Source organism: Bradyrhizobium sp. SZCCHNRI2009, from assembly GCF_032485115.1.
GTDB lineage: Bacteria > Pseudomonadota > Alphaproteobacteria > Rhizobiales > Xanthobacteraceae > Bradyrhizobium.
This window is the reverse complement of sequence record NZ_JAUEUH010000002.1, coordinates 131,094-149,262: the sequence shown is the minus strand read 5'-3', so window position 1 is coordinate 149,262 and position 18,169 is coordinate 131,094. Positions and strand designations below refer to the sequence as shown.

General features: G+C 66.1%; 17 protein-coding genes. 6 read left to right on the top strand and 11 right to left on the bottom strand.

The window, feature by feature from the left end:
* Position 1 precedes the first annotated feature (1 nt).
* Genes QX041_RS08220 through QX041_RS08175 form a run of 10 tightly spaced genes read right to left on the bottom strand, consistent with a single transcriptional unit; the run spans position 2 to position 8,153 of the window.
* Positions 2 to 631 (bottom strand): hypothetical protein, encoded by a 630-nt coding sequence (locus QX041_RS08220; RefSeq protein WP_316164901.1) that lies wholly within the window; start codon positions 629 to 631, stop codon positions 2 to 4.
* On the bottom strand, positions 631 to 1,194 hold the full coding sequence (gspM, locus tag QX041_RS08215; RefSeq protein ID WP_316164900.1) for a type II secretion system protein GspM: 564 nt from the start codon (positions 1,192 to 1,194) through the stop codon (positions 631 to 633). Before gspM ends, QX041_RS08220 begins: the two co-directional genes overlap by 1 nt.
* Positions 1,191 to 2,267, bottom strand: a complete 1,077-nt coding sequence (locus tag QX041_RS08210; RefSeq protein ID WP_316164899.1) for a PilN domain-containing protein — start codon at positions 2,265 to 2,267, stop codon at positions 1,191 to 1,193. The genes gspM and QX041_RS08210 overlap by 4 nt, the downstream gene beginning before the upstream one ends.
* Entirely contained in the window at positions 2,264 to 3,208 is a 945-nt protein-coding gene (locus tag QX041_RS08205; RefSeq protein WP_315827807.1) for a type II secretion system protein GspK, read from the bottom strand. Before QX041_RS08205 ends, QX041_RS08210 begins: the two co-directional genes overlap by 4 nt.
* Complete coding sequence (locus QX041_RS08200) at positions 3,208 to 3,927, bottom strand: type II secretion system protein (RefSeq protein WP_315717471.1); 720 nt, start codon at positions 3,925 to 3,927, stop codon at positions 3,208 to 3,210. The genes QX041_RS08205 and QX041_RS08200 overlap by 1 nt, the downstream gene beginning before the upstream one ends.
* Positions 3,927 to 4,325 (bottom strand): type II secretion system protein J, encoded by a 399-nt coding sequence (locus tag QX041_RS08195; protein ID WP_315717470.1) that lies wholly within the window; start codon positions 4,323 to 4,325, stop codon positions 3,927 to 3,929. Before QX041_RS08195 ends, QX041_RS08200 begins: the two co-directional genes overlap by 1 nt.
* Positions 4,318 to 4,782 (bottom strand): prepilin-type N-terminal cleavage/methylation domain-containing protein, encoded by a 465-nt coding sequence (locus QX041_RS08190; protein WP_315827806.1) that lies wholly within the window; start codon positions 4,780 to 4,782, stop codon positions 4,318 to 4,320. Before QX041_RS08190 ends, QX041_RS08195 begins: the two co-directional genes overlap by 8 nt.
* On the bottom strand, positions 4,775 to 5,257 hold the full coding sequence (gspG, locus tag QX041_RS08185) for a type II secretion system major pseudopilin GspG (RefSeq protein WP_315827805.1): 483 nt from the start codon (positions 5,255 to 5,257) through the stop codon (positions 4,775 to 4,777). Before gspG ends, QX041_RS08190 begins: the two co-directional genes overlap by 8 nt.
* Before the next feature lie 20 nt (positions 5,258 to 5,277).
* Positions 5,278 to 6,489, bottom strand: a complete 1,212-nt coding sequence (locus tag QX041_RS08180) for a type II secretion system F family protein (protein ID WP_315827804.1) — start codon at positions 6,487 to 6,489, stop codon at positions 5,278 to 5,280.
* A gap of 8 nt (positions 6,490 to 6,497) precedes the next feature.
* Positions 6,498 to 8,153, bottom strand: a complete 1,656-nt coding sequence (locus tag QX041_RS08175) for a GspE/PulE family protein (RefSeq protein WP_315827803.1) — start codon at positions 8,151 to 8,153, stop codon at positions 6,498 to 6,500.
* Positions 8,154 to 8,409: 256 nt separating this feature from the next.
* Between QX041_RS08175 and gspD the strand changes: the two genes are divergently transcribed.
* The 5 genes from gspD (at position 8,410) to QX041_RS08150 (ending at position 14,706) form a co-directional block, all read left to right on the top strand.
* Entirely contained in the window at positions 8,410 to 10,713 is a 2,304-nt protein-coding gene (gene gspD / locus QX041_RS08170; protein ID WP_315827802.1) for a type II secretion system secretin GspD, read from the top strand.
* Positions 10,685 to 11,233 carry a tetratricopeptide repeat protein gene (locus QX041_RS08165; RefSeq protein WP_315827801.1) on the top strand — a complete coding sequence of 183 codons (549 nt, stop codon included), beginning with the start codon at positions 10,685 to 10,687 and terminating at the stop codon, positions 11,231 to 11,233. The genes gspD and QX041_RS08165 overlap by 29 nt, the downstream gene beginning before the upstream one ends.
* 246 nt (positions 11,234 to 11,479) lie before the next feature.
* Positions 11,480 to 13,357 carry an alkaline phosphatase family protein gene (locus tag QX041_RS08160; RefSeq protein WP_315827800.1) on the top strand — a complete coding sequence of 626 codons (1,878 nt, stop codon included), beginning with the start codon at positions 11,480 to 11,482 and terminating at the stop codon, positions 13,355 to 13,357.
* Positions 13,284 to 13,625, top strand: coding sequence for a hypothetical protein (locus QX041_RS08155; RefSeq protein ID WP_315827896.1), 342 nt, complete (start codon positions 13,284 to 13,286; stop codon positions 13,623 to 13,625). The genes QX041_RS08160 and QX041_RS08155 overlap by 74 nt, the downstream gene beginning before the upstream one ends.
* The gene (locus QX041_RS08150) at positions 13,588 to 14,706 is read left to right on the top strand and encodes a hypothetical protein (RefSeq protein WP_315827799.1); all 1,119 of its coding nucleotides are present in this window, start codon (positions 13,588 to 13,590) and stop codon (positions 14,704 to 14,706) included. Before QX041_RS08155 ends, QX041_RS08150 begins: the two co-directional genes overlap by 38 nt.
* A 79-nt stretch (positions 14,707 to 14,785) precedes the next feature.
* Here QX041_RS08150 and QX041_RS08145 read toward each other — a convergent pair whose 3' ends face one another.
* The gene (locus QX041_RS08145) at positions 14,786 to 15,655 is read right to left on the bottom strand and encodes a ferritin family protein (RefSeq protein ID WP_315717461.1); all 870 of its coding nucleotides are present in this window, start codon (positions 15,653 to 15,655) and stop codon (positions 14,786 to 14,788) included.
* Positions 15,656 to 15,864: 209 nt separating this feature from the next.
* Here QX041_RS08145 and QX041_RS08140 point away from each other — a divergent pair, with 209 nt between their 5' ends.
* Entirely contained in the window at positions 15,865 to 18,165 is a 2,301-nt protein-coding gene (locus tag QX041_RS08140; RefSeq protein ID WP_316164898.1) for a 4Fe-4S binding protein, read from the top strand.
* The last annotated feature ends 4 nt before the right edge of the window (positions 18,166 to 18,169 follow it).

The window sequence follows — 18,169 nt, the reverse complement described above, 5'->3', positions numbered from 1 at the left end:
CTCAACGCGCCCGCCGCGCCATCCGCTCGCGTCCGCCCGGCGGCGCAGGCGGGGTCATCGGTCCCGCCTGCACGTCGCCGCTGCCGGCTGTGCCGAGCTGCGGCATTTGCAGAGTGACGGTCTCCGGCGCCTTCAGCAGCGAGGCCTCACGCGGTCGCAGCGACTGCAGCACCCATCCCTCATGCGAGGCGCCGACCCGCAAGCGCAGCGACGCCTGCGACGAGGCATCGACGAAGATGCCGAAGCTCTCCTCGTCGCCGATCACCGTGCCGACGAGCTGCAGGTTTGGTCGTTCCGGCTCTTGCGGCGGCGGGGGCGGCGGCGCTCGCATGACCATGACGGGTGCGGCAACCGGTGGCGGCCGGCGCGAGGCCGAGAAGATCGGACGGTCGCGCGTCGCCGAGAGAGCACTGATCGGAACATCCCACAGCGGGTTGGCACTCCTGCGCCCCGGGACTTGCGCGCTGAGCACCTCGGAAACGGCCGGCGGGTCGGAGGCGCCGGGCGCGGCCTGCACGGGCGCAGCGGGCTCGAGACCATCCGCCGTCTCACCCCAGGCACGGCCGAGCGAAGCTGCAAGCACGCATACGGTCGCAACGGTGACGAGACCTGAACCGACGAACGATCGCATCACATCTTTCCCTGCCATTGGCCCGACACGGTGACCAGCACCGTCAGTCGCCCCACACCGCCGGTCGCGGCCGCCAGCGGTTGCTGCACGTGCAGCTGATCGACGAAGAGAAACGGCAATCCCGCTTCGAGATCATAGAGCAACTGCTGCAACGCCGGCTGTTCGAGCTCGCAGCTGGCGACGACGCTGATCAGGTTCTCGTTGCCGCGCGCCGCCGGTAGCTCGACCTGGGTCGACAGCACGCTGCCGCCGGCCTTGCTGATCGCCTCCGTGAGGCGCTGCACCAGCGCCGCGCCCGCGATGGTGACCGTTCGTCCCTCGACGAACACCGATCCGCCCGGAGCCGTCACGCTGTCCGAGGAGGAACTGCTGTCCGGCCGTTTGCGTCCGGAAAACTGCGCCAGTTGCGCGTTGGTGTCATTGAGCTGGTCGCGCTTGGCGACGAGATCGGCGACCGCTGCAGCACCAAGCCAGAGCAGTGCGACGATGGTCGCCGCATAGAGGATCGCAGAAGCGGCCGGCGAGTTCACGAAGATCCGGCGCAGCGATGTCGCCCAGTTCATGCCCGATCCCCGAAATAGGCGTTGATGCGCGCCTCGATATGGAAACGCTCGCCCGCTTCCCCGGCGGTGCGCGTCGTCGGCGCATAGAAGGTGGCGCGGCTGAACTGCGGCGACTGCTCGATCAGCCGGATCAGCGCGGGGGCGTCCTGGGTCAGGCCGGAGATCTGCAGCCGATCGTTCTCGACATGCATCTCGACGACATACGTCCCGTCGGGCAGAATCTTCGACAGCGTGTCGAGCACGATGACGCTGGCGGGACTGGTCTGCTTGCGCTTGGCGAGCAGCCCGTCGGCGGCGGTGGCGCCCATCGCGGGCCGCAGCGCCGCGCGCAGCCGCGTGACCTGCGCCTGCGCATCTTCGAGCTCGCCATCGAGAAATCCGCCGATCAATGTTGTCGCGATCAGCAGCACGGCCGTGGTCGCAGCAACCGACAGCCAGCCGAGCTTGAGCACGCGCCCGAGATCGCGCCCGCCGGCAAGCGACGAGCGCAGCGACGTCTTGAAGATCTGGATCTGGCCGCCATCGGCTGAGTCGACATCGGCGGTGATGACGAGCCTGGCGGCGCCGACCTGATCGGCCAAGGCAAGCAAGGGCTGGACCAGAGCGCGCGGCGTCGCCGCGAGCGTCAGCGCGATCCGATCCCCGACTGCGCGCGGGGCGCTGCAACCGTAGAGGACCTGATCGAGATTCCACGGCGTCAACCTGCCGATCTGAGTCCGGATCATGCCATCGAGAAACGGCTCGGCCTGCCTCGGAAAGTCGAGCGGGCGGACCAGGACGCTCTCGGCGGCCAGATGGATTTCCAGCGCGGCGCCGCGCAACGTTCGCAGCCACTCCGGCGAGAGCCCGGCCTGCGCAGCGCCGGCCGCCGGATTCACCCTTGCCGGCGCCGGCATCGGCTTCACCTTCGCCTTCGGTTGCGCCTGAATCGTCAAGGCGACGCTTTCTGTTCGGTCATGGCGGACCAGGACCTGCGGACGTCTGAGCAGCCGATCGGCCACGGCTTCGATCGCCGTCGCGACGCTCGCCGTCCACACCGTCAGTCCGCGCTCGATCGCTTCGGTCAGCTTCATGGCATTCCCCGCGCCTGAAGCGCTCCCCTCGGTTGCGGCCCCTCGTCCTGGCGCGCCAGCAGCCGATAAGGCTCCTCGCCTTCGCCGGGAACGATCACCGCCGTCGCCGCATGACGAAGCCCGCCCGCCGGACCGACGACGATGCGCAGCCGATAGGCCTTGCTCTTGCCCTTGGCGGCATCCTTCGCAACAGGACCGAGCGTCTTGGCCAGCGTATCGGCATCCTGTGACAGCGACGCCCTTGCGTTGAGGAAATCCTTCAAGATCAGCGGCGTCATTCCCGGCAACGCTGCAACGACCTCCGGCGCAGCGATCGTCGGATCGATTCCGGGAGAGCCGTTGAAGACGGTCACCAGCGGAAGGACCCGATCGACGAGCGATGCGGGAATGCCGAGGACGAGCGACAGCTCGCCGACATGCGCGAACGGCGCCAGGCGCGGGACACGCTTGAGACCGGCCGCCGCATAGCGCGCCTCCTCCGCCTGGGCCTTGGCTGCATCGGATGGCTTGGAGCGCCACGCGACCACCCGCTCAGCATGATCCTTGGCGGCATCCCGGTCGACGCCCAGCGTGACGAAGAGGTTTTCGAGCATGTCCTTCGAGGCCGTGTTGAGATCGATCCGCGCCGCTTCGTTGACGAACGAGACCGCGATGTCGTTGCCTGCAAGCGCCAGGCGGAAACCGCCCTGCCGCGGCCGTTCCTCCTCCTTGGACAGCAGCAGGCGATAGGCCGACAGTTCGATGGCCGCCGAGATCAGCGCATCGGCCTCGACCGCCTCGTCTTCGAGCCGCAGCAACCGCGCCGAGCTGCCCAGCTGCTGCGAGACGACCACGACGAGGGCCGCCAGCGCCGCGAGCATCCACAGCGCCGCGATCAGGATGAAGCCATCCTGCGCGCCGCGCCGGTCGGCAGAGCCATTGCTGAAGAAGCGAACGGGCATCAGTCGACCGGCTCGCTCTTGTTCGGTTGGGCCGGCTCGGCCACGGCTGGCTGGTTCGCGGTGCCGCCCGCTCCCGTATCGGCAAAACCGCCCCCCGGCGCATCGACCTGAATACGGACTGCGCTGACGAGTACGGCCGCGCCGCCACGGCTGTCGTCGTAGATCGTCATGCGGACGGCGGACGGCAGCTTGGTCGCATCGCGCCATTCCGTCGTCCAGGCCATCGTCCTGTCGGCATAGGCGAACGACATCCGGAACGGCGCCGACAGCAGCACCACGGGATCGACGAATTTGAAATGCTCGGTCACGGGCTGGCCGACCGACACGGGCTCGAACGCGGCACGCGATCGCCGCAGAGCGCGCTCGCCCCTGCCCCCTTCCTCGCCGATGCGCACGATATCGAGGCCATGTCCCGCATTCGGACCAAACTCGGCGCGCACGAACATCGCCGAGACCTCGTCGCCCACGAACAGCGGTCCCTTCTGCTCGCGATTGGCCGAAACAAACTGCACGGCAGCGAAATCATCGCCGACCCGCCGCAGCGCGGCGGCCACCATCTCGGCGCGCTGCACGCGATCCAGTCCGCGCTTCCATGCCGGCAGCCATTGCGACGTCACCGCAGCCAGCGCCGACAACACGATTCCGGCAATCGCGAGCGCGCCCAGCGCCTCGATCAGCGCAAAGCCCTGCTGTTTCGGTCGATCGGGTGGGACGCGCATCAGCGCGCTCCTCGCGCGAGGCGAACCGTCTGCACATCGGCGACGGCGCCCGAGCCGGTCTTCACACGCAAGGTCACTGCCTCCGGAATCCACCCGGTCTGCCCGGCCGGCTCATTCCAATCACCACCGAGCGGCCTGACTTGCAGCACCACCGCCCCAGAGCCGGAGCGCTGATCGATCCTGCCCGGCTGCAGCCGGCTGCGATCAGCCAGCACCGTTGCCAATGCCAGCCTCATGTCGGTGACCAGGGTGACATGCTGTTCGAGCTTGCGAACACTGGCCGCGTTGCGCGACACCACGGCGCCGATGGCGATGATCGACACGCTGACGATGGCAAGCGCGACGAGCACCTCGATCAGCGTGAAGCCTGCGTCACTCCGGTCGCCTATATCAACCATTGGCAAGCGCGCGCGAGACAATGTCGATCCTCCCCGTCAGCCAGTTCACCCTGATCTCCAGGCTCAGATCGGCGCGCGACAAGGTAATCGCGCCGCCGCAGGACAGGCCATCAGGAAAGAAGCTGATCGTCGCCAGCACCGGCCGATGCTGGCAGCTGCGCGGCAACGTCGCCAGGAACGCGACGTCGTCGGGCAGCTTCAACGCAGCCGCGCCGCTACCGGAGCGGATCAAGCGGCGCGACGTGTCGATCTCAGTGTCGACGCGCGTACCTGTCCGCATCGACGAGGCACGATCGGACTTCAGGAGTACCGCAGCTTGCAGCGCATAGGCCTGCAGCCGAGGCCGCGACGTCTGTCGCGGCAGATAAGGCAGCGCGACGGACGCCAGCAGCGCGACGATCGCGAGCACGCAGACCATCTCGAGCAGCGTGAAGCCGCGCTGGCCGTCGTCACTCACTGCGCGCGCTCGTCTGCGTCGGCGTTCCCAGGACGATGTCCGCCGCCGTTCCGCTGCCGCCCTCCTGGCCATCGGCACCGTAGGACAGGATGTCATACGGGCCGTGGTCGCCCGGCGCGCGGTAGACATAGGCCGTATTCCACGGATCCTTCGGCACGGCACCGCCCTTGAGATAGGGGCCGTTCCAGGCGCTCAGTCCGGCCGGCCGTTGCGCCAACGCCGCGAGACCTTCCGAGGTCGAGGGGTAGCGGCCGGCATCGAGATAGAACAGATCGAGCGCCGCCGAGAAGCTCTGCAGTTGGATCCGCGCCGCCTTGGTCTTGGATTCGCTGAGATAGTTCAGAACGCGCGGACCGATCAGCCCCATGATCAGTCCGATGATCGTGATCACGACCAGCATCTCGACCAGCGTGAAGCCGCGCTCCTGCTCGCGCCCGGCCCTCGTGGCCGGCTCGATCTGGGTATCTGATCTCATGTCGTTCTCCTTGATGGCGGTCAGCCGACCAGTTGCGTCACCGAAAGCAGGGCCGTCATGATCGAGACGATCAGGCCACCGACGACCACGCTGATCAGCAGAATGGCGGCGGGACCGACGATGCCGACGACACGGTCGAGTCCCCGCTGCAGCTTGGCTTCGTAGAATTCGGCGATCCGGGTCGACAGCGTCGGCAACTGGCCGGTCTCCTCGCCGAGCCGCAGCATGCGCAGCGCCATCGGCGGCAGCATGTTGTCGGCCGACAGCGCCTGGGACAGCTTGCCGCCGTGACGGACGCGATCCGCCGCCGCCGACCATGGCGCGCGCGACGACGTCACCGCCATCACGTCAACGAGGATGCGCAGGGCGGCGCTCAGATTGACGCCGCAGCCGAGCAGCAGGCCGAGATTGCGGCAGAACAGGCTGGTCCGATAGAACAGCAGGAGGCTGCCGATGCCGGGCGTCACCGCCAACACACTGGTCAGGCCGGCGCGAACCGCGGGCTGACGCAACAGCCACCAGCCTGCCGCAAGCAGCGCCGCACAGCCGAGCGTGATCGCAACTGCATTGGCGCGCAGCAGATCCGACATCGTCATGAAGAAGCCGAGCGCGGTATCGGCACGGCCGCCGAAGTCGCGCAGCACGGCAGAGAAGTTCGGCAGCACGGCCACGAGAAAGAACAGCATCACGCCGATCGCCGCGAGGAAGACGAAGGCGGGATATTGCATCGCGTCGGTCAGTTTGCGTCGCGTCGCCTCGGAACGCTCGCGTTCGCCGGCCAGCGCAGTCAGCACGTGATCGAGCGTTCCCGACGCTTCGCCGACGCGCATCAGCGCGACATACATCGGCGAGAACAGCTGCGGCTGGGCGGCCGCCGCGTCGGCGAAGCTTTCGCCGGCCATGATCGCCGCGCGCAGCCGCGCCACCACGGGACGGAGGCGGCCGATGTCGGAGTCGCCGGACAGCAGGTCGAGCGCGTCGTCGAGCCGCGCGCCGGCCTTGAGCAGCAGGGCCAGGTCGCGCGTGAAAGTGGTCACTTCAGCCGCGGACGGAGCGCCGAACGAGAACCCGGACGCAGCCCCCGTCCGCTCCTTCTTTTCCTCCACGGTTTCGATCGGCAGCAGTTGCAGATACGAGATGCGCCGTTCGACCTCGCTGCGCGACGGCGCGACGAGAGATCCGACGACGATTTCACCAGACTGCGTCAGAGCGCGATAGCGGTAGCTCGGCACGATCCACCTCACCGCGCAACGAGGACACGAAGCAGCTCGGAGGCCGAGGTGACGCCGGCGCGGCACTTGGCAACGCCGTCGTCCAGCATCGTCGTCATGCCTTCCCGGATCGCCAGCCGATCGATCGCGAGGCCGTCGGCACGATCCGCGATCAGCTCGCGCAGACCGCTGCTCAGCTCGAGCAGTTCGAACACACCAACCCGGCCTCGATAGCCGCTCTGGCCGCATCGCTCGCATCCCCTCGGGTGCCAGGTGATGTCGCCGGGGACGAGGCCAAGATGACCGAGGCGTGGGTCCTGGCGACACGTGTCCTCATCGAGCGGCTTCGGCGTCTTGCAGTGATCGCAGAGCTGGCGCACCAACCGCTGCGCGATCACCGCGCGCAGGGTCGACCGCAACAAGAAGCCTTCGACGCCGAGGTCGAGCAGGCGCGGCACCGCCGCCGCGGCGGTTTCCGTGTGCAGCGTCGTCAGCACCAGATGGCCGGTCAGCGCAGCATGGACAGCGACATGCGCCGTCTCGCTGTCTCGGACTTCGCCGACCATGATGACGTCGGGATCCTGACGCACGAAGGAGCGCAGCGCGCTCGCAAATGTCAGCCCGATCGCCGGCTTGATCTGAGACTGATTGATGCCGGGGATCTCATATTCCACCGGATCCTCGACAGTGAGTATCTTGCGCTCCGGCGTGTTGAGCATGGACAGGATCGTCGCCAGGGTCGTGGTCTTGCCGCTGCCGGTGGGCCCCGTGATCACGATCATGCCGTGCGGCAGCGTGATCAGGCGCCGGAGTGCAGCGTCGTCGCGGGTCGCGAGGCCGAGGCGGCTCGCAACCAGCTGCGAGCGATCCTTCGGCAGGATGCGCAGCACCGCCGATTCCCCGTGCTGGGTCGGCATGACCGCGACGCGGACGTCGATTTCGGCCCGGCCAGCGCGAATGCGCGCCGCGCCGTCCTGCGGCAGGCGCCGCTCGGCGATGTTCAGACCGGCGACGATCTTGATGCGCGAGATCACTGCCTGCGGCAGCACGCCTGAGGGCGCTGCGATCGGACGCAACAGGCCGTCGACACGCAGCCTGACCACGAGGCCGGTCGAGAACGGCTCGATGTGGATGTCGCTGGCGCGCATCTCCACCGCCTTCTCGATCAGATCGTTCACCGCGCGGACGACCGGCGCGCCGCTGGCGAGATCGCGCAGACTTTCGATGTCGTCGTCACGGATCTCCTGTGCCGGCGAGATCTCGGCGTCGTCGGAATCGCCAAGCCGCTGGTCGAGGACGACGGCGATATCCTCATGCGAGGCGACCTTGAAGAGAGTCTGCGGGCCGAGCACCAGTTCGGCGGCCCGGCGCACGGCCTGATCGGTCGGATCGGCCATCGCGAACACGGCGGCGCCGTCAGAATCTTTGTATGGATAGCCGAGCACCTCGCGGAGGAAGCGGTCGGAGAACTCGCTCACCGCGGGGAGTGCCGCCATCAGTTCGCGCAGCGCGACGCGCTGCAGTCCGGTGAAGCCGGCGACCTCCTCCGCGAAAACGTCGGCGGTCAGGCCGAACCTGTCCCAGAGCGCGATCTGCGTTTCGCCCGCAGCTCCGCCTTCGCCCGCCGCCTGGGGATGGCGCTCGCGAAGATAGGCATGAAATTGGGTCGACAGTGTACCGCTCATGGCGTGATCCGGGTGGCGCCCGTGCCGGCCCCAACGTCTCGGCACGCCGCTACTGGTGACCCACGTTATTGATCGCGAACATGACGGCTGTACGAATGCCGGAGGCGCCGACATTTCCGACACACATGCGGCGCAAAGGTCGGGCGGCAGCCGCCAATTATACATAAGTGTCATATTGGACCGCTATGCAGGCTGCGCGGTCTAAACGAGGCGCTGCTGCGTTTCGGCCGGTCAACACGAGTAGATCGGTAAGTCCATGTTTCGTATCGGCAATCGAAGCCAGTCCGCTGCGGTTGTCAGACCTGCCTCGCTGCTGGCGATTGCGGTGCTGCTCGCCTCCTGCAACATGGCAACGCTCAATTCCCAGGCCAGCGCGCCGGCCGATGTCGACGTCATCGACAAGGTGCGCTCGCTCGATATCCTGCCGCGCGACAGTGGACCGGTCGCATCGATCCAGGGACGCCCCGAGGTCGAGCGCGCGAGCGCGCGGACATATCAGGGGACCACGGTTCAGGAGGTCGCCGAGGTCAGGCCGCTTCCGGCGGCCGATGGCAAGGGCTATGACCTCAATTTCGAGAACACGCCGATCGCAGTGGTTGCGAAGGTCGTGATCGGCGACATCCTCGGCGCGGGCTACGCGATCGATCCCCGCGTGCAGGGCAGCGTCAGCCTGGTGTCGGCGCGGCCGGTGCCGAAATCCGACATCCTGTTCGTGCTGGAGAGCGCGCTGCGCCTGTCCGGCGTCGTGCTGGTCCGCGAAGGCGGCGGCTACAAGCTGACCCCGCTCGGCGACGCCATCGGCGCCGGACGCGTCGACGGCGAGGCCGGCCGCGCCGAGCCCGGCTACGGCGTCTCCGTCGTGCCGCTGCAATATGTCGGTGCGCAGACGATCCTCAAGCTGATGGACAGCTTCGCGACTCGCGCCGGCAGCGTGCGCGCCGACACTACCCGGAACTTGCTTCTGATCCAGGGCACAGGAGCCGAGCGACGCTCCGCGATCGAAACGGTGATGAGCTTCGACGTCGACTGGATGCGCGGCCAGTCCGTCGGCATCTTCCCGGTCAGCAATTCGGCGCCAGAGCCTTTGATGGCGGAGCTGGAGAAGATCATGGACTCCGGTGAGAACGGATTGAGCCAGAATCTCGTCAAGCTGCAGGTCGTCAATCGCCTGAACGCGATCATGGTCGTGACGCGCAAGCCAGCGCTGCTGCAGAGCGCGGCAACCTGGATCCGCCGGCTCGATCAGGCCGACTCCGGGCGCACCAGCGTCCACGTCTACCGGGTCCGCTACGGCGACGCGCGCCAGCTCGCCAAGGTGCTCACCGACATGTTCGGCGGCGCCGGCTCGTCCTCCACCGACGGCGCCGACGGCCAGACCGCGCCGGGGTCCGACGGCACGACGACATCGGTCGCCGATCGGCTCTCCTTCAACACAAATGCAGCGGGATCATCGGGTTCGAGCGCCAATCCGACGAGCCGGTCCCAAGCCGGTGGTCTCTCGAGCATGTCATCTTCGAGCACATCGTCCTCCAGCAGTACGCCGTCCTCGACCGGGCTGGAGCCACGCAGCAGTGGTGCTGGCGGAGGCCAGGCCATCATGCCGAATGTCCGGATCACCCCGGACACCGTGAACAACTCGCTGCTCATCTATGCCGACCGCGAGAACTACCGCATCATCTCCAACACGCTGCAGCAGCTCGACCAGCCGGTGCTGCAGGTCGGGATCGACGCCACGATTGCCGAAGTGACGCTCACCAACGAGCTGTCCTACGGCGTGCAGGCCTATCTTTCGAGCAAGGTGCTCGGCCTCGGGACCGACAAAGGATCGATCACCAATACGCAAGCCACGTCGGTCGCCACAGCGACGACATCCGCGGCGACGACGGCCTTGATCAACCGCGCTCTGCCCGGCTTCAACTTCCTGATCGGACACGACGCCTCGCCCAACATGATCCTCGACGCACTCCATACCGTCACCAGCGTCAAGGTGCTCTCCAATCCCTCGCTGGTCGTGATCAACAACCAGACCGCCACCCTGCAGGTCGGCGACGTCGTGCCGGTATCGACCGGCAGCGCGACCGTACTGTCGTCGAGCAATACTGTCGTCAACACCATCGACTATCGCAACACCGGCATCATCCTGCGCGTCGTGCCGCGCATCGCCGCCAACGGCAATGTGCGGCTCGAGGTCGAGCAGGAGATCAGCAACGTCGCGGCCCAGACCGCCGCGAGTCTCACGCCGACGGTGTCGCAGCGCAAGGTCAAGAGCGCCATCTCGGTCGCCAACGGCCAGACCGTGCTGCTGGCGGGCCTGATCAGCGAGCAGCAGACCGGCAATCGCAACGGCATTCCGGCCTTCGACGAGATTCCGGTTCTTGGCGACGCGTTCTCGCATCAGGGCAAGAAGGGTACGCGCACCGAGCTCATCATCTTCATCCGGCCGCAGATCATCCGCGACGGCAGCGATGCGCATCAGGTGGCAGAAGAACTCCGTTCCAAGCTCCGCGGATCAGTCGGAGCGAGCATCACGGATGATTTGCGTGTCCGCACCACCCGTTGACCCCAGCCAAGTGATCCGGCCGACGATGGGGCGCCTCACCATCGCCTGCACCGCAGCCATCCTGCTGCTCGGAGCACTCGCCTCGCCCGTTCGCGCCGATTCGGTCAGCACCGCACGCATCGCCTATGCGCGCGGCGACTTCGTCCGCGCCGTGCGCATGCTGACCCCGCCTGCCCTGCGCGGCGATCCACGCGCTCAGGCGATGCTCGGCTTCATGTATGAAAACGGCTTTGGAACCCCGCAGGCCTACGAGGTCGCGAGCGATCTCTATTGTCAGGCCGCCGCAGCCGGCAATCCGTTCGGCCAAGCGATGCTCGGCCTGATGTACGACAAGGGTCATGGCGTTCCACAGGACGTCGTGCTCGCCTACAAATGGCTGAACCTTGCTGCCGGACATGCCAAGTCGACCCAGCGCAGCTACTTCCTGCGGCTTCGCAACGCCGTCGCATCCAAAATGTCGGCCAGCCAGATCGCGCAAGGCCAAGCCCTCGCGCTGAGCTGGGTGCCCGGCCAGCTCTGACCAGTATCACCGGTCCATAGCCCGGCGAGCGCTGGCTCCCGACAGCAATGGAGTCAAGCTCCTGGCGGCACACGCGCTGCCAAGCTGGTGCTGTGACGTGCGTGTCCAGTATCCGCGCTGCTCGGCGCATTTCACAAAACCGAAGCAAGACCGACACCACGTTGCAATTTGTTGCCGCGATAGATCGTCGCAGGCAAGCGGCCATCAGCATGCGCGCGCCACCACCCTCCTCCGTCCGGAGATCTCATGACCAGAACAGTCACACGGTCCAAGGCGCTCGCCCTTGCGACCACCGCCGTCTTCACCGCGACCAGCGTCGCGCCGGCCTTCGCCGAACCGGCGACGAGTACGCCGATCGAGCACGTCATCATCATCGTCGGCGAGAACCACACCTTCGACAATCTGTTCGGCACCTACAAGCCGAAGGCGGGTCAGACGATCGACAATCTGCTCAGCAAGGGCATCGTCAACGAAGACGGCACGCCGGGCCGGCATTTCAAGAAGGCGGAGCAGCGGATCGGCCGCGACGAGGTTCGCTACACTGCCGAGACCGCGTCCACCGGCGCCTATGCGACACTGCCGCAGCCCTACACCACCTACGGGATCGGCCTGCCGCAGAACGTCCTCGACACCCGCTTCCCGGCCAATCTTCCCAACGGCCCGTACCAGATTTCGAAATACGTCTCCTATGCGGCCTACACCGGAGATCCAGTGCACCGCTTCTTCCAGATGTGGCAGGACATCGACGGCGGCAAGCACGACAAATTCGTGTGGGTCGAGCAGACCATCGGCACCGGCTCGAACGGTCAGCCCTATCCGGCCGGCGGGTTCAACCCGATGGAAGGCGCCATCTCGATGGGCTTCTACAATATGAACCCGTTCACCGACGCCGCCGGCAAGGCCCAGCCCGGTGACGCAGCGTTCTTCAAGCAGCTCGCCGACGAGTATGCGATCAGCGACAACTATCATCAGGCGATCATGGGCGGCACCGGAGCCAACTTCCAGGCGCTCGTGACCGGCCACGCCGCGTTCTTCACCAATCCCGAGACGCTGAACGGCGCCCCCGCCGTGCCCTACGCCAACCAGATCGAGAATCCGGATCCGGTTCCCGGCACCAACAACTACTACAAGCAGGACGGTTACAGCGGCGGCTCCTACGTCAATTGCTCGGACCCCAGCGCGCCCGGCGTCGCCGCCGTCAACGAGCAGCTTTTCAAGAACGGCGTCTATAGCAACAACTGCGCGCCGAACCACTATTATCTCGTCAACAACTACAGCATGTTCTGGAACCAGACCAGCGCCAAGCCGAATGCCCTCGGCTCGGACAAATTCGTGCTGCCGCCGCAGAGCGCGCCGACCATCGCCGACGTGATGACCGCAAAAGGCGTGTCCTGGAAATACTACAGCGCCGACCGCGGTGACGATGCCACCACCTTCGCCAAGAGCGTCGACGGTGTGCCGCTGCTGTTCCACTCCTATTGCGGCATCTGCGACCCGCTCACCGGCTTCAACAACATCATGAAGAACCCCGCCGAGGAAGCCAAGCTGCAGAACTACGGCGCCTTCGTGAAGGACGTGCAGAACAACACGCTGCCCGCAGTGTCATTCGTGCGTCCGTTCGAGGCGCTCGCCGGGCATCCCGCCGATTCGACCACCGACCTCTACGAAAAATTCCTCGAGGCCCTGATCAATCGCGTCAAGGCCAACCCGCAGCTCTGGGCCAAGACCGCGATCTTCATCACGACGGACGAGGGCGGTGGCTACTATGACTCCGGCTATGTCCAGCCGGTGGACTTCCTCGGCGACGGCACCCGCATTCCCTTCATCCTGGTCTCGCCGCTGGCCAAGAAGGGTCATGTCGACCACACCTATTACGATCACGTCTCGCTGCTGAAATTCATCGAGCGCAACTGGCGGCTGCCCACGATCTCCGCCGTCAGCCGCGACCGACTCCCCAATCCGATCCATGACCGGGACGACAACCGCTATGTGCCGAAGAACCGTCCTGCGATCGGCGACCTGATGAATCTGTTCGCCTTCGGCGATAACGATGGCGATCACGATCACGACGGCGGCTGGCATCATCACGACCACGGTGAGCACGGATACGGCGACGACCGCTGATCGACCGGGAGTCTGCCGCTGTCAAGAACAGCCCGCCGCACACGTTGCGGCGGGCCATCTGCGCATTGTGCGCGGCGACGACATTGATGGTGCACCGAATTGCAACATCGTGACGCCGTCAGCGGATTGTCAGCCGATCGTCACGCCCCCGTTATCGAGCCTCCGCATCGTCCCGCCGCCGCTTGAACGAAGCGGCGCGGTGCAACCGAGGTCTTGGGGGATCTTGCAGAATGTCACTTCGATCATCTTTCAAATCTGCCTTTCATGAATTGCTCGCATTGTCCGTCACGGTGTCTTTGCTGGCGTTTTCCGCTGCCGCGCCGAGCCTTGCGCACGACCATGGCTTCGACGACGATGACGACAGCTACGCCATCGGCCTGTGGGGCGACCTGCCCTACTCCACGCTGCAGGCCACCGTCGGCGTCCCCAACCTGATCGCCGACATGAACGCCCATCGACTGAAATTTACGGCGCACGATGGCGACCTGAAGCAGGGCTCCAATTCCGCCTGCGACGCCGGCCTCTACGCCCAGGCGCTCGCTTTCTTCAACAGCCTCGAGGCGCCCGCGATGTTCACCCCGGGCGACAATGACTGGGTCGATTGCGATCGCCCCTCGAATGGCGGCTTCAACTCGCGCGACCGGCTCGATTACGAGCGCAAGGTGTTCTTCTCGACGCCGTTTTCGCTCGGCCAGCGCAAGCTGCGCCAGGAGGTGCAGACCGATCCGCTGTGTCTGAGCGCCAACGGCACCAAGGTCGGCTGCGTCGAGAATCGCCGCTGGACCGTTGGCCGGGTCACCTACGCGACCCTCAACATCCAGGGATCCTGCAACAATCTCTGCGACACAAATCCCGATCCGGACGAATACAACGCGCGCAACGCGGCCGTGATTCTGTGGATGCAACAGACCTTCGCGGAAGCCAAGAGGCGCAACTCCGCCGCGGTGATGTTCATCACCCAGGGCAACCCGGGCTGGGACCAGGCCGATCCGACGCGCGCGCCGCTGCGCGATCCCAGGACGCTCGCCGAAACCGACGGGCAGCCCGATGGCTTCGTCAGCTTTCTGACCGCCTTGCGCACCGAAGTCGAGGCGTTCCGCAAGCCGGTCGCCTACGTCCACGGCGATTCCCATTACTTCCGGATCGACCAGCCCTTCCTCAACAGTGCCGGCCAGCGGCTTGAGAACTTCGTTCGCGTCGAAACGTTCGGCGACAATCAGGGCAACGGCAACAACGACGTGCGCTGGCTCAAGGTGACCGTCGATCCGCGCAGTCGCGACGTGTTCTCCTTCCAGCCCGTCACGGTGCCAGCGAACCGCACCGCCGTGCCGGCGCCGACCCGCAACTGAGCCTCATGATGATCGGGTCGTCCAGCTTGGCTGGGCGACCCTTGTCTTTCGCCTCTTTCGCGGAGTTCTGGAGTCGGACTCAACCGAGCGACCGCAGCCAGGCCAGCCGGGCGATCGCCTGCGACGCCAGCCGCTGCATCAGATCGAGCCGGTCCGGTTCGGTCGCTCGCTCCGCATGCTCCAGATACGCGTCCGCGAGCGCCTCCGCCAGCACGGCTGCATCGGCTTGCGCGAGCCCAGCCGGCAGGCGCAACAGGTCCGCAACCTCCGATGCCATTGCCGCGGCTTCCTGCGCAAGCTCGCGCACGCGATCCGCCGGGCGGCCAGCGGCGCGCACAGCCATCGCGTCGAGCAACTCGGCGAGTCGACGCTCCAGCCGGCCGGCGTCGATCGTGCCGGCGTCCGACGCCACCGACGCCGCGCGCCTGGCGTCGGTCTCAAGATGATAGGCACGGCGCCGCTCCTTGCGCAGCGTCGCGACATGACCGAGTTCCTCTCGCGCCATCGCCTCGGACGCCCTCTTGACCTCGGGATCATCGGCAAATGCCGCAAGATAGGACCAGAACGCAAAGGCCCGCTCCTCGTTGCGCACCGCCATCGACAGCGCGCGGTACGGCGTCATCAGCCGCGAGTCCTGGATTTCGCGTGCCACGCCGGGCTCAAAGGTCTCCGGTGGTTGCCAGCGCACCAGCGACGCATCGGGGGCACGCCCCGTTCGCGCTTGCGACCATTGCGCGACACTGTCGACATGCTCGCGCTCGGCCGCGGCCAGCCTCGCGAAGACAGCGGCCAGATCGAGCCGGCCTTGACGCTGCATCTCTCCGGACAGCTCGTCGTAGCGATCGGCCGCCTCCTGCTCCATCGCATTGGCGAGCGCGAACAGCTCGTCGATCGAATGCAGGTTCCCGGCCGGTTCCGACTTGAGCGAGAGCGTGCGTGTCAACAACATATGATGGTCCGCCTGATTGTCCTGGCTTGTTTGATCCAGCGCAACGTCCGTCGGATTGCGACCCACTAGACAACCGGCACGATAAGGAGTCAATTTAGCCTGGCTCTATTTGCTCAGGGATTGTCAATGGCGACGATCCTTCCTTCCCCGAAACAGTCCTGACTGGAATACGGCCCCTTCGCGGGCCGTCCGTTCCGCTTGAGGTGATCATGGTTGCGAGTGATGTCGCCACCAATCGGTGGCGCATGCCTGCTATCCTGGTAGCAATCCTCATCGGGCTCTGCGCGATCGCGGCCCCGCGCGCAGCACATGCGGCCGGCGATCTCGCAACCTACCTCTCGAAGATCACGCCGGGTGAGCTGTTCCCGGATGCGGATCGTTTCGGCGAGCCGCAAGGCGAGCCGCCGATCATGCCGGTGTATCGCGGCGATCAGCTCAAGGGTTACGTCTATCTCAACTCCGATTTCGCCAATTCCGTCGGCTATTCGGGCAAGCCGATCCACATCCTCGTCGGCATCGATCCCAAGGGCGTCATCTCCGGGCTGAAGCTGGTCGATCACAAAGAGCCGATCGTGCTGATCGGCATTCCCCAGCCACGCATCGTTGCCGCACTCAACGGCCTGCTCGGCAAGGACATGATGCCGATTGCGCAAGGCGCGGAACATGCGCCGCAGGCCGACATCGTCTCAGGTGCCACGGTCACCGTGCTGGTGATGCACGACAGCATCGTGCGCGCCGCCACGCGCCTGATCCGCAGCGGCCGCATCGGCGCCGGCTCAGCGGCGACCGCCGCCGCAGCGCAGCCCGGCGTGACCAAGACGGTCGATCCCGACAAGAGCGAGATCCGCGACTGGAGCAGTCTGCTCGGCGACGGCTCGGTGCGGCGCCTGCATCTCAGCATCGGCGACGTCAACGACGCGTTCGCCAAGTCGGGCAATGCGGCGGCCGCGCAGAATCCGGAGCCCGGCGATGCCGGCGACACCTTCATCGATCTCTATGTGGCCATGGCCAGCGTGCCCACGATCGGCCGCAGCCTGCTCGGCGACGAGGGCTATCAGCGACTCAAGCAGCGATTGCAGCCCGGACAGCAGGCGATCGTCGTCGCCGGCGACGGCGTCTACTCGTTCAAGGGCTCCGCTTATGTCCGAGGCGGCATCTTCGACCGTATCGAGGTGCTGCAGGAGGGCGGAAGCACACGGCTCCGCGACAAGAACCACATGCGACTCGGTGCGCTGACCGCCGCCGGCGCCCCTGCCCTGCGCGAGATCGGACTGTTCATCACGCCGCCCGAATTCACGCTCGACCCGACCGAGCCATGGCAGCTCCAGCTCCTGGTGCAACGAAGCACAGGCAGCCACGACAAGGCGTTCCTGACATTCGATGTCGACTACACGGTGCCCGACGCCTACTTGAAGCAGCAGACGCGCCCCGCTGTGTCGGCAGCGAAGGCGACGTCCGCGCGTCCCGCCCCGACCACGGCGCAACCGGTCGCCGACGACACCGAGGAGCCGTTATGGATGCGCATCTGGCGCTCGCAGACGGTCTCCATCGGCATCACCGCGCTGGCGCTGGCCGCGCTCACAGGGATCTTCTTCTTCCAGAACGTTCTGGTGCGCCGTCCCCGGCTCTACACCTGGGTGCGCCGCGCCTATCTGCTGTTCGTGCTGGTCTGGCTCGGCTGGTACGCCAACGCCCAGCTCTCGGTCGTCAACGTCGTCACCTTCGTCAACGCGCTGCTGACCGGCTTCCATTGGGAGTTCTTCCTCGCGGCGCCCTTGATCTTCATCCTGTGGGCGGCAACGGCGGCTGGACTGCTGTTCTGGGGCCGCGGGCCGTTCTGCGGCTGGCTCTGTCCGTTCGGCGCGCTGCAGGAGCTGACCAACACAGTGGCAAAATGGCTCAAGGTGCCGCAGATCACGGTGCCCTGGGGGCTGCATGAGCGGCTGTGGCCGATCAAATACATCATCTTCCTCGGCCTGTTCGGGCTGTCGCTGTATTCGGTCGCGCTCGCCGAGCAGGTCGCGGAGATCGAGCCGTTCAAGACCGCGATCATCCTGAAATTCTCGCGCAGCTGGCCGTTCGTGCTGTATGCCGCGGCGCTGCTCGGCATCGGCCTGTTCATCGAACGCTTCTTCTGCCGCTATCTCTGCCCGCTGGGCGCCGCGCTGGCGATTCCCGGACGCATCCGCACCTTCGAATGGCTGCGTCGCTGGAAGGAGTGCGGCTCGCCCTGCCAGCGCTGTGCCAAGGAATGTCCGGTGCAGTCGATCCATCCCGAGGGACACATCAACGTCAATGAATGCATCTACTGCATGCATTGCCAGGAGCTCTACTACGACGATCAGCGCTGTCCGCACATGATCCAGGTCCGGCTCAAGCGCGAGAAGTTCGAGGCGATGTCATCGCCGTCGATGCGCGCCGGCAAGGCCGGTCCGAAGACCGTGATCACCCATGCCGGTCGGCCGACAACGGCGCCGGCTCAATCCGACGATCTCACTCATCCATCATAAGGAG

Excerpts from the sequence above, each read along its gene's own strand:
- QX041_RS08140 (WP_316164898.1), top strand. The coding sequence starts at position 15,865 with ATGGTTGCGAGTGATGTCGCCACCAATCGGTGGCGCATGCCTGCTATC.
- gspD (WP_315827802.1), top strand. The coding sequence starts at position 8,410 with ATGTTTCGTATCGGCAATCGAAGCCAGTCCGCTGCGGTTGTCAGACCT.
- QX041_RS08150 (WP_315827799.1), top strand. The coding sequence starts at position 13,588 with ATGTCACTTCGATCATCTTTCAAATCTGCCTTTCATGAATTGCTCGCA.
- QX041_RS08220 (WP_316164901.1), bottom strand. The coding sequence starts at position 631 with ATGCGATCGTTCGTCGGTTCAGGTCTCGTCACCGTTGCGACCGTATGC.
- QX041_RS08175 (WP_315827803.1), bottom strand. The coding sequence starts at position 8,153 with ATGAGCGGTACACTGTCGACCCAATTTCATGCCTATCTTCGCGAGCGC.
- QX041_RS08195 (WP_315717470.1), bottom strand. The coding sequence starts at position 4,325 with ATGGTTGATATAGGCGACCGGAGTGACGCAGGCTTCACGCTGATCGAG.
- gspG (WP_315827805.1), bottom strand. The coding sequence starts at position 5,257 with ATGAGATCAGATACCCAGATCGAGCCGGCCACGAGGGCCGGGCGCGAG.
- QX041_RS08165 (WP_315827801.1), top strand. The coding sequence starts at position 10,685 with ATGATTTGCGTGTCCGCACCACCCGTTGACCCCAGCCAAGTGATCCGG.
- QX041_RS08210 (WP_316164899.1), bottom strand. The coding sequence starts at position 2,267 with ATGAAGCTGACCGAAGCGATCGAGCGCGGACTGACGGTGTGGACGGCG.
- QX041_RS08155 (WP_315827896.1), top strand. The coding sequence starts at position 13,284 with ATGGCGATCACGATCACGACGGCGGCTGGCATCATCACGACCACGGTG.
- QX041_RS08200 (WP_315717471.1), bottom strand. The coding sequence starts at position 3,927 with ATGCGCGTCCCACCCGATCGACCGAAACAGCAGGGCTTTGCGCTGATC.
- QX041_RS08205 (WP_315827807.1), bottom strand. The coding sequence starts at position 3,208 with ATGCCCGTTCGCTTCTTCAGCAATGGCTCTGCCGACCGGCGCGGCGCG.
- QX041_RS08160 (WP_315827800.1), top strand. The coding sequence starts at position 11,480 with ATGACCAGAACAGTCACACGGTCCAAGGCGCTCGCCCTTGCGACCACC.
- QX041_RS08145 (WP_315717461.1), bottom strand. The coding sequence starts at position 15,655 with ATGTTGTTGACACGCACGCTCTCGCTCAAGTCGGAACCGGCCGGGAAC.
- gspM (WP_316164900.1), bottom strand. The coding sequence starts at position 1,194 with ATGAACTGGGCGACATCGCTGCGCCGGATCTTCGTGAACTCGCCGGCC.